Genomic DNA, 15,450 nt, shown 5'->3' on the forward strand with positions numbered 1-15,450 from the left:
TTTAAGCGGCTCGATTTTTGATACCACTAATGTGACATTGCTCAGGTTTTTTTACAAGTTATTAGTTTAGTAGGTGACTAATTATTTATATTTTATTTCTATCCAACCAGATAAGTTGCCGTTGCTGTTGCAATATGCTGGTTGTTTTCATTATGAAGCTCGCAGCGGGTAACGGCTATTTTATTACCGTCTCTTAATAAGCTAGCACTAGCAGTAAAAATTTGCCCTCGACCGGGGCGTAAATAATCAACTCGTAAGTCGATTGTCCCCATTCGGGACATTTTATCGACAATCTCGGTGTGGGTTAATGGATTAATACGCTGCAAAATACGATTGATGCATACCATCCCCCCTGCAACATCTAAAACCGAAGCGATCACACCGCCATGTAAAATGTTCTGAGTAAAATTACCAATTAATTGTTGACGATTTTCAACAGTAAGCTGAACAAAATCATCATTTAAACTCATTAATTTAATACCAAGTAGCTGGTTAAATGGCATTTTATAAATAAATGCATGGCTCATTAAGTCACTGGCTTCTTCTAAAGTATAAGTACGGTCATTCATCGTTTTCATCCTTTAAAAATATGTGAATGATAAGTTAACATTGTGTGTAAATTATGTCTCTAACAAACGAATGAATAATCTTTCAACAGTTATTCAGTTTTGTGTGTAAAATAGGACAAACTTTTTTTGGACGATGTTGAAAATAGGAATGACTAATGCGCGCTTTACCGATTTTGTTAAGTGCAGTGCTCTGCTTTTGGTCTGCTTCATTGTTTGCGACTGAAAATACAGGTGTTCAGCCTGTAGAAGATGTCAAAAATACCTTGCCAATACGTGGAAGCATCATTTCAGGATTACTGCAACACCATGATAACCCATTTGTGCTGTATCCGTATGAATCGAATTACATCCTTTATACCTATACATCCTCGATGAATAAAGAAGCCATTTCTAGCTACAATTGGGGTGATGATGCGTTAAAGGACGAAGTTAAATTTCAATTAAGTTTAGCGTTTCCATTATGGGCGGGTATTGCGGGTGATGACTCAATTTTAGCTGTTTCTTATACTCAGCGTTCTTGGTGGCAGCTAAGTAATAAAAAAGAGTCTTCACCATTTAGAGAAACTAACTATGAGCCTCAAGTGTTTGTTGGCTGGTTAACCGACTACCAATTTGCGGGTTGGACGTTGCGTGAGATTGAAACAGGTTTTAACCACGAGTCAAATGGTCGTTCAGAGCCTACGTCTCGCAGCTGGAACCGAGTATATGCAAGGGCAATGGCGCAAAATGGTAACTGGCAAGTTGATCTCAAACCTTGGTACCGGATTCATGAAAGTGAAGGGCGTGATGATAATTCTGATATTACCAAATATATGGGTTACTATCGCTTAAAAGTAGGGTATGCGTTGGGAGACAGCGTGTTTACTACGACTGGGCGCTATAACTGGAATACAGGGTATGGTGGTGCAGAATTGGGGTGGAGCTATCCAATTAGTAAACATGTGCGTTTTTATACCCAGTTGTTTAGCGGATATGGTGAGTCGATGATAGACTACAATTATCGACAAACACGTTTTGGTATCGGTGTTATGCTAAACGATATGCTGTAATGGAAGAAAAACTCAGCTCTCTATTTTGTTCTGAGTTGAATACCAAGTCATGAATCAACAACTTCGCTGCTCAATTGGGCAGCGGCTTGTTTTATCGATTGAGGAAGTTTGTGTCCACTGCTTGCATCATTAACCAACTTTCATTGGCTGAACATGTGCTCAATAGTACATTCGGCTATCAGTCATTTCGCCCTGGGCAAGATGCCGTCATTGGGGCTATTTTGGATAACCGTGATTGCTTAGTGTTAATGCCAACAGGGGGGGGGAAATCCCTTTGCTACCAAGTTCCTGCTTTAGTTAAAGAAGGTGTCACACTGGTCGTTTCACCATTAATATCATTAATGAAAGACCAAGTGGACCAATTAAGGTTACATGGGGTTAATGCTGCGTGTTTAAATTCATCGCAAACGTCACAAGAACAACGTCAAATCATGGAACTGTGCAGTCAGGGGGAAATAAAATTACTGTATGTTGCTCCTGAACGGTTGTTAACTGATTATTTCTTAAGCCAATTAGCAGGATGGAACATCACCTTGCTAGCAGTGGATGAAGCCCACTGTATTTCCCAATGGGGACATGATTTTCGCCCTGAATACCGCGCACTAGGCCAATTACGGCAATCATTACCTAATGTACCCGTGATGGCGTTAACCGCAACTGCGGATGAAACCACACGTGCAGACATTATTCGTTTATTAGAGCTACATGAGCCATTAGTCCATGTGAGTAGCTTTGATAGGCCAAATATTCGTTATACCTTAGTCGAAAAATATAAGCCTTTAGATCAACTTTGGTTTTTTATTAAAGGGCAAAAAGGAAAAGCGGGTATTGTTTATTGTAATAGTCGCAGTAAGGTTGAAGAAACGACAGAGCGCTTGCAAAAGCGAGGCTTAAGTGTTGCGGCATACCATGCAGGGTTAGACGCTGCCCAACGGGAGTGGGTACAAGATGCATTTCTAAAAGATAACCTACAAGTTGTCGTGGCGACAGTGGCTTTTGGGATGGGAATTAACAAATCAAACGTTCGGTTTGTCGCTCATTTTGATATTCCGCGTAATATCGAAGCGTATTATCAAGAAACAGGGCGGGCAGGTCGTGACGGTGTTGAAGCCGAAGCCATTTTATTTTATGACCCTGCAGATATGGCATGGTTACGTCGTTGTCTTGAAGAAAAGCCTGCGGGTATGCAGCAAGATATAGAACGGCATAAGCTGAATGCCATCGCGGCTTTTGCTGAAGCACAAACTTGCCGCCGTTTGGTGCTACTCAATTATTTTGGTGAAAATCGCCAGCAGCCTTGTGGCAATTGTGATATTTGCTTAGACCCACCAAAACAGTACGATGGGTTAGTGGATGCGCAAAAAGCGCTGTCCTGTATTTATCGTGTTGGTCAGCGCTTTGGTATCGGCTATATTGTTGAGGTTCTGCGTGGCGCTAATAATCAGCGTATTCGTGACTTAGGCCATGATAAACTGCCCGTCTATGGCATTGGTAAAGAACAAAGTAATGAACATTGGGTCAGTGTGATTCGCCAACTGATCCATTTAGGTATGATCACACAGAATATTACGCATTTTTCAGCGCTTCAATTAACGGAGGCAGCACGGCCAGTATTACGTGGTGAAGCTGCACTAAAACTCGCAGTTCCTCGTGTTTTAGTGGTAAAAAGCCGTAATCAACAAAACAAAATTTATCATGGCAATTATGATAAAAAGCTCTTTGCTAAACTGCGTAAATTGCGTAAATCCATTGCAGATGAAGAAAATATTCCGCCATTTGTGGTGTTTAATGATGCAACATTAATTGAAATGGCTGAGCACACTCCGACTTCACCTGCCGAATTACTGTTAATCAATGGTGTTGGCGAACGCAAGCTCGAACGTTTTGGAGTAGCATTTATGGCGCTTATCCAAGACCATCTTGAAGGTTATGAATGAATAGATAAGGAAACTGCAGGATGACGCCTGAAAACCTAAAAGAGAGTTGGCTGAATCGAGAAACTCAATTTTCTGCTTTTACAAATGGCCCGCTTTTAGATTTCTGGCAACATCGTGAAGAATCTCAATTCGTGGGGGTTGATGATATTCCCATTCACTATGTCCGTTTTATTCATCCAAAACATCATAAAGCGATTGTCATTTCACCGGGGCGCAGTGAAAGTTATGTGAAGTACCCTGAAGTGGCTTATGATTTTTATCATTTAGGCTATGATGTGTTTATTATTGATCATCGTGGGCAAGGGCGATCAGGGCGCATGTTAGCGGATCCTCAAAAAGGCCATGTTGAAAAATTCACTGATTACATTGACGATTTTGAAAAGTTCATTGAGCTTGAGGTTAAATATCGGCATTATCCAAAATGTTATGCATTAGCTCACTCAATGGGGAGTGCTATCTTAGCCGGGTATTTGTTGCGAGATAACGTCACTTTTGATGCTGCAACCTTATGTGCGCCGATGATTGGTATTAATTTACCGATGCCTCGTTGGATGGCGAGCTTTATTGTTGATAGAGCCGAATCTCGCGAAAGTGTCCGCAATGATTATGCGGCTTCTACTGGGAAATGGCAGCCATTACCTTATTTAATCAATGTATTAACACACAGCCCAGAGCGTTATCGGCGCTACTTACGTTATTATGCCGATTATCCTGAATTGCGCTTAGGTGGGCCGACTTACCATTGGTTACGTGAAAGTTTTGTGATTGGCGATGAGCTAATTGCGAAAGCGGGAGAAATTGATGTACCACTGATGGTGTTGGAAGCCAGCGAAGAAAAAGTGGTCAGCAATAAAGAGCTACAAGCTTTTTGTCAAAGCCGACAAAAAGCGCAAATAGGACGAGAAGAAAAATTACCTCTCATCATTGAAGGGGCACACCATGAAATCCTATTTGAAGTGGATGCATTAAGAGCGATGGCGCTTAATGCTATCTGTGATTTTTTTGAGCAGTATTAGTTAGGGTTTGAATATGAAATATCCTGTAGTTGCTTCCGATTTGGATGGGACACTGTTATCTCCCAATCATGATTTAACGTCTTATACAAAAGACACCTTGAAACAGCTAGTGACTTCCCAAGATGTGCATTTTGTGTTTGCAACAGGCCGTCACCATGTGGATGTTGCTCAAATCCGTGATGGTTTAGGCATCGACGCGTATATGATCACATCTAACGGTGCACGGATCCATAATACCCGCGGTGACTTAATTTTTGAGCACAATGTTGATCCTCAAATAGCTCATGAATTGTGTTTGATGGAATTTGATAACCCTGAACTTATCACTAATTACTACCATGGTGATGATTGGTTTATCAACCGGGAAAGCCCTGAACAAAAAGAATTTTTTAAAGAATCGGTATTTAACTACCAGCTGTTTGACCGCCATAATTTTGTCACTTCTGAAGTCTGTAAAGTTTACTACACCAGTGAAGATCATGACCTGCTGGTGGATTTACAGCAGCGCATTCAAGCACGCTGGCAAGATAAAGTGAATGTCACGTTTTCATTGCGTAGCTGTTTAGAAGTTATGGCTGGTGATGTTTCTAAAGGTGAGGCTCTGAAGCAAGTTGCGGCACTACATGGCTATACACCGAGTGATAGTATTGCTTTTGGCGATGGCATGAATGACAAAGAAATGCTGACTATGGCTGGAAAAGGCTGCATCATGCAAAATGCTCATCAATTGCTAAAAGATGCGTTACCACACATGGAAGTCATTGGTTCGAATAGTGATGATGCTGTTGCTCGTTATCTGAGAAATAAATACCTTAATAACGCATAATGTATTTTGTTATTTGAAATAGAGGAACCAGATAGGCAATATGTTTATCTGGTTTTTTATTATCTCAATTAGATGAAAAACGTAAGTTCCCATAGCGAAAATACAGCGAAACGTGCTTTTTGTGAAATTTAGGCCACTTTTCCTATTTTTTCTGACAAAAAGTAAATTTAAACTAGGGGGATGAGTGTTTCGGTCGATATTAATGGATAGCACTGTTTTCACAGGTTGCATATTGCACTGTTGAGGGTTCCTTAGGATGAAAAAAATTGCGTTAGCACTGTTGTTAGGCTCGATTTGTTATAGTTCTGTTTTAACCGCTAAACCTACCACTGCGCCGGCACCAGCGACAGCAGCACAAGAACCCTCGATTGAACAAATTACGCAGTTAGCACAAAAAGGTGATCCTAAAGCTCAATTTCAGCTAGGAGAGCGTTATTTTAAAGGTTTAGGTGTTTCTCAAGATTCTAAAGCAGCGGCTGAGTGGTTTATTAAGGCGGGGAACCAAGGGAATTCAGATGCACAGTTTCGCTTAGGTACGATGTTTGTAAATGGTTTTGGTGTGCGTCGTGATTATGACAAAGCGATGCTATGGTATGAACAAGCAGCGGCTCAAGGTGATACCCGAGCTGAAACCAACATGGCTATGATGTACGCACAAGGCTTAGGTGTCAGTCAAAACCTAGAAAAAGCGGCATTTTGGTTTAGAAAAGCAGCGCAAGGCGGAAATATACTTGCTCAATTCCAAATAGGCCAAATGTACTCGATTGGGAGTGGCGTTGATTTAGATGACGAGAAAGCAGTGTTTTGGTTTAGAAAAGCCGCGAAACAAAAAGATGCCAAGTCTCAAGACCGCTTAGGTGTCATGTATTCTGAAGGACGTGGTGTGAAGAAAAACTTGCAGCAAGCCTACGCATGGCTTGCAACTGCGGTGTACAGCGGCAACGCAGAAAGTCATCGTCTACAAAATAAGATTGCGGCTCAGTTAAGCCCTGAAGAATTACAGCAAGCACAAAAATTAGCGGAAGGTTATATTAAATCGTATGGTTTTAAAGCCAGCTAATGATTAAGCAGATGTGTGGGATACGATTTTGTATCCCACCAGTATGACGACAGATAATACAAGATAGCACCAAGAAAGCCGATAAAAACGATTGTTTCCCCAGCCTCGACGAATAGCTAGTTGTTGCTGTTGTGATGATAGCTTGCTACAAAGTACACGAAACCCAACGATATAAACCGCACAATACACTTGCCAAAGGTACAGTGTATTAAATGCAAAAGCTTTCCCAACAATTAGTAAGATAATTAATGGAATTAAAAAGAATAAAATCGACCCAACACGTTCAAGTTGGGCGATCCTCAACATCACTAATTCGTCTTTTTCATTTAATTGTAATGGCATAATACGGTTTACAATTCCCCTGACTTACGACTAGGATTACGCCCTGAAAGATTGTTTGTCGCACTTTGCAGAGAATTATCACGGACATCCACCCTTGCTTGGAATGGTGGGAATGGCAAGGTAATTCCTTGTTCAGCAAAGGAAACTAAGATGTTTTGGTGAATTTCATGGCGCGCAGGTAACCGGTGGCCCATTTCAGCGGCATAGACACGTAATTCAAAAATCTGAATACCTTGTTGTAAATCAACAAGATATACTTCAGGTGCAGGATTATCTAAAATCATTGTAGAGCGTTTGGCTGCACGTAAAATGGTATCTGTCACTAATTCACTATTGGCATCAGAAGGTGCAGGAATAGTCATAACAATACGTGTGATCGTGTCAGACAGTGACCAGTTAATAAATTGTTCAGTAATAAATGCCTTATTTGGCACAATAATTTCTTTTCTATCCCAGTCTGTCAGCGTAGTAGCACGGGTGTTGATCTTGGTAATACTCCCCGTCAAGTTACGGATAGTTACTGTGTCTCCAATCCGGATCGGTTTCTCAAATAAGATCATTAACCCTGAGATAATATTGGCGAAAATTTCTTGTAAACCAAAACCAAGCCCGACCCCCATTGCCGCAACAAGCCATTGCAGTTTTGACCACTCAATTCCTAACATAGAGAAGCCAACAATGGTCCCTATAATAGTTATCGTATACTTTGTTAATGTGCTAATGGCGTAACCAGTACCTGGTGTTAAATCCAAATGTTGGAGTACGGCCAGCTCAAGCAAAGCCGGTAAGTTACGAACCAATTGTGCGGTAACGATAATAGTCAAAATGGCAATGAAAATAGAGCCCATGGTGATAGGTTGTACGGTATCAACGCCATTAACCGTTGATGTCACATCCCATAAGCGAATATTTTCAAGAAAAGAGAATGCGGTATGTAGCTCGGACCACAGCCAAATCAATGAGACCAAGGCAATCATGGTTAAAATCGAACGAACTAACCCAACGGATTGGGTACTGATGGTATCTAAGTCGATAACCTGTTCTTCGATATCAATATTTCCTTCGCTACTGGCGTTTGCTTGCTGGTTATCGTCCTCACCTTTAGCACGTTGAGCTAATATCTCAGCACGGCGTTGTTTCGCACGCTCGAAGGCTAATTTACGGCGCTGCATTGACATCCAACGGCGGATCGTATGATAAACGATAAGGATAACAAACCAAATGGCGACAGAGGTTTCTAAACGAGCAAGCAAGGCCTGTGAAGTTGAAAAATAACCTAAAATGGAGAAGAACCCAGCAACGATAGGTGCGAGTAATATCATCCACCATAATGCTTTATTAACAATATTCTCACCGGAGCCATGTCTATCTAAGTAGAGAGGGATTTGTGAGCGGCGTAAGTTGTTGGTAATTAAGCTAAGTGCGACACATAAAAAGATAAAGCATAAGCGGCCAATACTAGCTGCAAATTCCCTATCGCTATAATGTTCAAAGGTAATAATTGCCATCACGAGTGGAACGATGACAAAAATTGCCATTCGGTAATAACGCATCGCACGTTTAACAGAATCTTTGTCCCAACCGAAGTGAGAAATAAATAACCCAGTAGGGCGAGAAAAGGTTTCGCTGATCATAAACAGCCATAGTAAAGGTGTCGTCGCACTGACACCATAACCTATCGCCGCGGCCATGGGATATTGCCATGCACTTTGTAAGCCATAACCGATGGCTGACCACATCATAGGGAGAGGAAGAGCAACAATTATTGACCAAAAAATAGTTCGAATGGTTAAGTAAAACCGGTCTTGTGTCACCTTACCAATCCGTAAACTGGAGCGGTCAAGAAATGCTTGGTAGTGCTTGCGAGTGCTAATACTGAAAATGACTAATGCTATCGAACCTAAAAGATACAAAAATGTATCTTGTGTTGTCAGCATAACACGCAGAGCACCGGCCAGTTGGGACAAGGTATCCAGAGAAAGTAATTGAGTAATATCCGTTACTAACATGACAGGATAGCTGATGCTTATTGGCGGAACATCTGCGACCCAGAAAAGATAACGGTTTGAAGCATCTTTGACTTCTTTTAATGCATCGGTCAATTGCCCAGTGGCGACATTGAGCTTTGTTAGCTCTAACATTTCAGCATCGAGACCTGAAATTAAAGAGGTTAGTAGCTCACGGCGGGTTTTAATCAATGACTGATAAACTTGTACTTGAGCTGTATTGAGCTCATGCTCGGTTTCTTGCTCGGTTGTATCTATTTTACTTAGCCTATCGAGGCTATCTTCATAATTTAAGCGTTGAACGCGTAAATCTGCCATTTCCCGATCAAGCTGCTGGCTCTTTGGAATATCAGGCAAACGGGAGAGTTGTGTTCTGAGCGCTTCCCCTAATGTACTTGAGCTGCTGATCCACTGAGCTTGCTCGCGAATAGTTGTGAGTGCTTGTCGAGCATCGCGGATACTCGTTGAAATTTCAGCTTGGCTATTGGTGATTGCGCTCATGCGCTGTGCCTGAGCGGTTAATTCCTGAGACATTTTACGGTTAATATCAAGCTGCTCAGTTAAAAATGGGGTCAGTTCACCTTGCGCAGCCAACATCTCGGTATGTTCTAACGCTAAAATTGCTTTTTGTTGGCGTTGGGTATTTTGGAAATCACGCAGGTTTTGTAACTCAAGTTCCATACGTTGATAGCGTTTTTTGTATAACTCCAACGTAAGGCGTGAGATTTCTTGGCGGTTATTGGCAGAAAGCTGCGCCATTTCCAGTTCATTAACTGTTGATTTGCGAGCACTTACTTCGGCTTGAGCTAACGTGTACTGGGCATCGGCTAATGGCGTTGAGGGTGTACTCAGAGACTGAAAGCGCGAAGAGGCTTCAGTGAGTAAGCGTCTAGCTTCAGAAAGTTGTTGTGGCAGAATACTTAGTGATTCACTGATTTCGCGGCCTTTATCTTGCTCTTGCTGAGTTAAGCGGCTTTGATCGAGTAATTGGCTGCTAAGCTGAATAATACGTTGTTCAAGTTCACCTAAGCTGATACCCACAGGTATTGGAGCTGGTTCATCACTTTCATTGAGGATTTTTTGTCTTATTTCTTTGATAATTCTAGGGAAGTTATCAATAGCTTCTTGATAAGACTTGGCCTTTGCATCGGAATCACGTGTTTCACTCATCCAATTCAAAGCACCCTGTAATGCTTGTGCTATCTCTGCATCTTTGGGGTTGGTACTTGACTCAAGTTGTTTGAGCTCCTGCTTAATCTGTGCTTCATCCTGCGCTGCAGTCGGTGCTGCAACGGAAGAAAAAACGATTAACAGGCTAAGAAAAAAACTGATAATCACACGCACAGTGAGGAGCTCCTTCAAGGGATAATAATTTAATTAAGCGTCAGCAGGTTCTTCTGTTACTGTATTTGCAACAGTTTCAGCGAGTAATTCGCCCATACGAGTTGCATAACCGGGGATCAGTGATGAATTAAATATCACTTTGTTAGGTTCAAATAAATTAATCACCGTTGAGCCCAGTTTAAACAGCCCCATTTCCTCACCTTTCTTCAAGAAAACGGTACCTTCAGAGTCCAACTCAGGGTAAACCCAGCGCTTAATGACGCCTTCACGACTGGAATTGACGCAACCGCTCCAAACCGTCTCAATACTACCAACGATGGTTGCACCTACAAGGATTTGTACCATTAAGCCAACAGGGGTGTCAAAAACACAAATCAAGCGTTCATTTCGTGCAAACAGGTTGGGAACATTTTGTGCCGTTAATGGATTTACAGAGAATAAATCGCCTGGCACATAAATCATCTCTTTGAGTAAACCATCACATGGCATGTGTACACGGTGATAGTCACTTGGGGAGAGGTAAGTGGTAATAAAGTCACCACCACGAAAATGCTCTGCTAATTGGTATTGGCCAGCAAGTAACGCTTCAACTGTGTAATTATGGCCTTTAGCTTGGAAGATAATGTCATCATTTATTGGGCCTAATTGACTAACTGCACCGTCAGCAGGTTGAGCAAGTTGGTGTTCTTTCTCCACAATTGGGCGAGCGCCTTCTTTTAGCAGACGGATAAAGAAATCATTAAAAGTGGCATAAGCAGTAAGCTCACTTTTTTGCGCTTCATTCATGTTCACTTTATAGACTTTTGCGAACAGTTTAATTGCCCATTGCGTCATGAAACCCGCATTGCGACTTGCGAACCAGCCTGCAAATTCAGTAAGACATTGTTTTGGAAGCATATATTGCAAGCGAATTTTAATTTTATCTAGCACGTTAACCTCTGATTTTTAAAGGTATGTTAGCAAAAGGGCGGCTATTGTACACAGTTTACTCGTCATATTTCAAACGGCCGCATCATTGGCTAACCATCATTAAATTATTTAGAGCGGGTTTAGCGTTAGTGAGTTATTTGTAAGCACTCACTAACATTATTTATCTTTCGCCGTAAAATTACCACGAGGTTTGATTTGTTCCATGCTTTCTAAAATGCGATGGTAGTTTTCAAAGCGTGATTCAGCAATTTTATTTGCTTCTACGGCTTCACGTAACAGGCAACCAGGGTCATCTAAATGTTTACAGTCACGGAATTTACAGCCGCCAAGGTAATCTTTAAATTCGACAAATCCTTTGGTCACTTGTTCCGTTGTTAGATGCCATAAACCAAACTCACGGACACCAGGGGAGTCAATCACATCACCGCCCAATGGGAAGTGATATAAACGAGCTGTTGTTGTTGTATGTTGTCCTAGCCCTGAGTTGTCTGAAACCTCATTAACTAAAATCGCTTCTTCGTTATGTGGGAGTAATGCATTTAATAAACTTGATTTGCCCACACCAGACTGACCAACAAATACAGATACTTTACCTGCTAGCGCGTTAGTAAGCGCTTCCATGCCTTCATTGGTATGGCTTGAAACTTCGAGAACTTGATAGCCAATATCACGATAAATTGTCATTAAATCGCTTACCCACTCACGGTTTTCGTCGTCGAGTAGGTCGACTTTATTGAGAACGATAACAGGCTTAATCCCGGTGGTTTCGCAGGCAACTAAATAGCGGTCAATAATATTCAGCGAAAGCTCAGGTAAAATAGCTGAAACCACAACAATTTGGTCAATGTTAGCGGCAATCGGTTTTAAGCCATCATAATAATCGGGACGAGTTAGAACAGAACGGCGCTCGTGAACCGCTTCGACGATGCCATTTACTTTGATATCACTTTGTGTGTTCAAGGCTGGTCGCCACACCACATTATCCCCTGTAACGAGGGACGAAATCGTTCTGCGCAAGTTACAGCGTTGGATAGTCCCGTCACTTGCCTGAATATCAGCATGCTGCCCAAAACGGCTAATGACTAAGCCTTCTTGCGCTTCACCTAATTGGCTATCATCAATTTCAACTGTTTTTTGCTTTTTAAGTCTTTTTTGATGATTTTCTTGAACTCGGCGCTGTTGGCCTTTCGAAAGTTTCTGTTTAGCCACCTGTCCTCTCTTTACTATGGGCTGTATTTTAGGGGGTTACTCACGCCTGTCACTGATGGCATGAAGAGTGCTATCATACCTTAACTTCATAGAATGCAGTTAGGGTATATCATGCAAAAGAATGAGAATAATTTAATTTGGATCGATTTAGAAATGACGGGGCTCGATCCTGTTCGTGATCGTATTATTGAAATAGCGACCATTGTAACAGATAGTCATCTTAATATTTTAGCAGAAGGCCCTGTAATTGCAGTACATCAAACGGATGAACAACTCGCTTTGATGGATGAGTGGAATGTAAATACCCACACTAATAGCGGCTTAGTTGAACGTGTACGTAAAAGTACCGTGAGTGAGCGTGAAGCTGAGTTAGCCACGATTGCGTTTTTAGAAAAATGGGTTCCTCAAGGGGCATCCCCAATCTGTGGTAATAGTGTTGGGCAAGATAGACGTTTTCTGTTCAACTACATGCCTGAATTAGAAAGCTATTTTCATTATCGCTATCTTGATGTCAGTACATTAAAAGAGCTTGCTCGCCGATGGAAACCTGAAATTCTAGCGGGTTTTTCGAAGAAAAATACTCACCAAGCTCTTGATGATATTCGTGAATCTGTGGCTGAATTAGCTTATTACCGAGAGACATTTATTAAAGAATAAATGTTAAATTAACGAATAAGCCGCAATCTTGAGCGGCTTTCATAAGCTGTTCTCTTCCAATAAGTTAACAATGTTAACGTATTGAAATCAATTTATTACAACGGGTGTTGATAAAATCACCATTGTGATTGAATTGTCAGCAAACGAATAAAAAAATAAAAATTTTGAGTGTAAGGGCTTGCTAGTATCTGAATTTTTCGTATAATGCGCTCCCCGTACCGATGAAGTTTTTGTTATTGAGTCGGCACGTGAAACATCACAAAAATGTGATGCGGGAATAGCTCAGTTGGTAGAGCACGACCTTGCCAAGGTCGGGGTCGCGAGTTCGAGTCTCGTTTCCCGCTCCAAATTTTTTGATGTTTTAGCTAAAGCACTATTTTCGTGATGCGGGAATAGCTCAGTTGGTAGAGCACGACCTTGCCAAGGTCGGGGTCGCGAGTTCGAGTCTCGTTTCCCGCTCCAAACTTTCTTAGTGTTTTAGTTAGATATTTTAGTATTTCTTAGTTCGATAGTAGTACCCACCAAATGCGGGAATAGCTCAGTTGGTAGAGCACGACCTTGCCAAGGTCGGGGTCGCGAGTTCGAGTCTCGTTTCCCGCTCCAATATTTTCTTAGTCTCTTAACTTTTCTTCTTAATTAATTCTTACACAATACCTATTTAACTTAAGTATAATCACCTAGTGTGCATATGAATTGCGCTTGTTCACTGTTTTTATCCTTTTATACCTTGAACACTAGGATCTACATGGGTTTTGCGATCTTTTTTGGATCAGATCCAGATTTCCTCTTGCATTCGTTTTCAGGTCGCCATAGAATAGCCACCCCTTAGCAATAGGGTGTTTTGCTTCCATCTCTAAGATGATGATTAGAAGTTTAAATAATAAACAAAAATATGCTTTTTTATTTACTTCGAGTCACTTTTCATTTTAGTCTTGTTTTTTGGTAATTTTTGTATTGCTAGTAAACGTAAAATCAGTATTTTTCTTTTCAATGTGCCATTAGAAAGTTATCCACAGCCCACTCAATCAACCTGGGTTTTTATCGCGATTTGAAATAACTTATTACACAGAGTTATCCACAGGCTAATTAACAAATTTCTGTTGTGCTATTTAATTCTAGTATTTAAATTGCATTGTTGTAACTTATTGATTTATTTGTTAAGTGATTTATTTTGTCAAAATGCGGCTAGCACATCTTGCAAATTCTTTACCTATTGTCTGCTAAGCATTTTTTATTTTATTCACATCAATTTGACAATTCTTCATTTCAGGTATATAGCTGACTTTTTTCTATGCATCTCTCGGTAAACCTTTGTTAATCGCACGTATAAGGCGTTTTTGCTGTGAAGTTTGAATTGTGATCTGGTTTGCATTACGTCGGTTAAGCTGTTGTTGTATAGACCATTGGAAGTGCTCATCTAGCATTTCGTTAATTCCCAACCTATTTTGTAAAGCCAGTACAATACTGTCTTGATAAGGTGCGTTACCTAGCGCCACACTGATATTTCGCAACCACTTAATATAACCAATGCGGCGGATTGCAGAGCCTTCGGTCACTTTTAAAAAGGTTTTTTCATCCCATGAGAACAAGTCGAGCAACTCTGGTGTATGTAAGTCCTTTCTTGGACTGAAATCATCTTCATCAGTAAGTTGGGAAAAACGGTTCCATGGGCAAATAAGCTGGCAGTCATCACAACCGTAGACCCGATTTCCCATTAGAGGGCGAAATTCTTCAGGGATAGCACTATCTAGCTCAATGGTAAGATAAGAAATACAGCGCCTAGCATCTACAGTGTAAGGTTCGACAATTGCACCTGTTGGGCAAGTTGTCATGCAAGCAACACAGCGGCCACAATCTTCTTCTATGGGTTTATCAACAGGTACGGGTAAATTAATCAATAATTCACCGAGAAAAAACCAAGATCCTGCTTCACGATTTAAGACTAATGAATGTTTTCCCGTCCATCCTAAACCCGCTTTGACGGCGAGAGGACGCTCTAAGATTGGCGCAGAGTCAACAAAGGGTCGAAAATTAAGATCGTCAATGGTGGTGCCATCGGCCAGTATCACTCCGTTAAATTCACGACAATAGTCTAAAATACGATCTGAAAGTTGTTTTAGGCGTTTTTTTAATAGTTTGTGGTAATCTCGGCCTAGGGCATAACGGCTGATATAACCTAATTCAGGGTTATTTAATGTGCTAGCAAATGCAGCTTTGGCAGGCAAGTAATTCATACGCACGCTAATGACACGTAACGTGCCAGGGTGCAGTTCGTGTGGTCTGGCTCGCATCATCCCATGGCGATTCATCCATTCCATCTCGCCATGAAATTGTTTATCTAGCCATGCTTGTAATTTGGGCTCTTCCGCTGAAAGGTCAGTATCGCAGATCCCGACTTGTTGGAAACCTGCTTCAATGCCCCATTGTTTAATATTCTGAGCGAGAAGATCGAGATAGAGGTATCTTGCCATCAGATCCTATATTGAGAAAGATTAAAACGGCTGG

At 41.3% G+C, this 15,450-nt stretch carries 12 protein-coding genes and 3 tRNA genes; 9 read left to right on the forward strand and 6 right to left on the reverse strand.

Features of this window, described 5'->3' with window-relative positions; all coding sequences use genetic code 11:
• Positions 1-98 precede the first annotated feature (98 nt).
• Positions 99-569: a thioesterase family protein gene (locus tag PSF31_RS11825; RefSeq protein ID WP_096864355.1), complete on the reverse strand. Its 471-nt coding sequence runs from the start codon at positions 567-569 to the stop codon at positions 99-101.
• A 155-nt stretch (positions 570-724) separates the two neighbouring features.
• Here PSF31_RS11825 and pldA point away from each other — a divergent pair, with 155 nt between their 5' ends.
• From pldA to PSF31_RS11850, 5 genes are all read left to right on the forward strand, one after another.
• Positions 725-1,618 carry a phospholipase A gene (gene pldA, locus PSF31_RS11830; protein WP_094962474.1) on the forward strand — a complete coding sequence of 298 codons (894 nt, stop codon included), beginning with the start codon at positions 725-727 and terminating at the stop codon, positions 1,616-1,618.
• Between the two features lie 110 nt (positions 1,619-1,728).
• The gene (recQ, locus tag PSF31_RS11835; protein WP_096864354.1) at positions 1,729-3,555 is read left to right on the forward strand and encodes an ATP-dependent DNA helicase RecQ; all 1,827 of its coding nucleotides are present in this window, start codon (positions 1,729-1,731) and stop codon (positions 3,553-3,555) included.
• Between the two features lie 20 nt (positions 3,556-3,575).
• A complete protein-coding gene (gene pldB, locus PSF31_RS11840; RefSeq protein ID WP_004906034.1) occupies positions 3,576-4,571 on the forward strand; it encodes a lysophospholipase L2 in 996 nt (331 codons plus the stop codon).
• Positions 4,572-4,584: 13 nt separating this feature from the next.
• A complete protein-coding gene (yigL, locus tag PSF31_RS11845) occupies positions 4,585-5,397 on the forward strand; it encodes a sugar/pyridoxal phosphate phosphatase YigL (RefSeq protein WP_094962476.1) in 813 nt (270 codons plus the stop codon).
• 256 nt (positions 5,398-5,653) lie between these two features.
• Positions 5,654-6,457, forward strand: a complete 804-nt coding sequence (locus tag PSF31_RS11850) for a tetratricopeptide repeat protein (protein ID WP_004906030.1) — start codon at positions 5,654-5,656, stop codon at positions 6,455-6,457.
• Between the two features lie 3 nt (positions 6,458-6,460).
• Here PSF31_RS11850 and PSF31_RS11855 read toward each other — a convergent pair whose 3' ends face one another.
• From PSF31_RS11855 to rsgA, 4 genes are all read right to left on the reverse strand, one after another.
• A complete protein-coding gene (locus tag PSF31_RS11855) occupies positions 6,461-6,799 on the reverse strand; it encodes a hypothetical protein (protein ID WP_094962477.1) in 339 nt (112 codons plus the stop codon).
• Positions 6,800-6,807: 8 nt separating this feature from the next.
• A complete protein-coding gene (mscM, locus tag PSF31_RS11860) occupies positions 6,808-10,149 on the reverse strand; it encodes a miniconductance mechanosensitive channel MscM (protein WP_096864352.1) in 3,342 nt (1,113 codons plus the stop codon).
• Positions 10,150-10,182: 33 nt separating this feature from the next.
• Positions 10,183-11,079 (reverse strand): archaetidylserine decarboxylase, encoded by an 897-nt coding sequence (asd, locus tag PSF31_RS11865; protein ID WP_096864351.1) that lies wholly within the window; start codon positions 11,077-11,079, stop codon positions 10,183-10,185.
• 156 nt (positions 11,080-11,235) lie between these two features.
• Complete coding sequence (gene rsgA / locus PSF31_RS11870; protein ID WP_004906021.1) at positions 11,236-12,288, reverse strand: small ribosomal subunit biogenesis GTPase RsgA; 1,053 nt, start codon at positions 12,286-12,288, stop codon at positions 11,236-11,238.
• Positions 12,289-12,399: 111 nt separating this feature from the next.
• Between rsgA and orn the strand changes: the two genes are divergently transcribed.
• From orn to PSF31_RS11890, 4 genes are all read left to right on the forward strand, one after another.
• A complete protein-coding gene (orn, locus tag PSF31_RS11875; RefSeq protein WP_096864350.1) occupies positions 12,400-12,945 on the forward strand; it encodes an oligoribonuclease in 546 nt (181 codons plus the stop codon).
• 271 nt (positions 12,946-13,216) lie between these two features.
• Positions 13,217-13,292, forward strand: a tRNA-Gly gene (locus PSF31_RS11880).
• A 39-nt stretch (positions 13,293-13,331) separates the two neighbouring features.
• Positions 13,332-13,407 (forward strand) — tRNA-Gly (locus PSF31_RS11885).
• Positions 13,408-13,472: 65 nt separating this feature from the next.
• Positions 13,473-13,548: transfer RNA gene (locus PSF31_RS11890), tRNA-Gly, on the forward strand.
• Positions 13,549-14,234: 686 nt separating this feature from the next.
• Here PSF31_RS11890 and queG read toward each other — a convergent pair.
• On the reverse strand, positions 14,235-15,416 hold the full coding sequence (gene queG / locus PSF31_RS11895; protein ID WP_096864349.1) for a tRNA epoxyqueuosine(34) reductase QueG: 1,182 nt from the start codon (positions 15,414-15,416) through the stop codon (positions 14,235-14,237).
• Between the last annotated feature and the right edge of the window lie 34 nt (positions 15,417-15,450).

This window comes from Providencia sp. PROV156, assembly GCF_028480905.1.
Classification (GTDB): domain Bacteria; phylum Pseudomonadota; class Gammaproteobacteria; order Enterobacterales; family Enterobacteriaceae; genus Providencia; species Providencia hangzhouensis.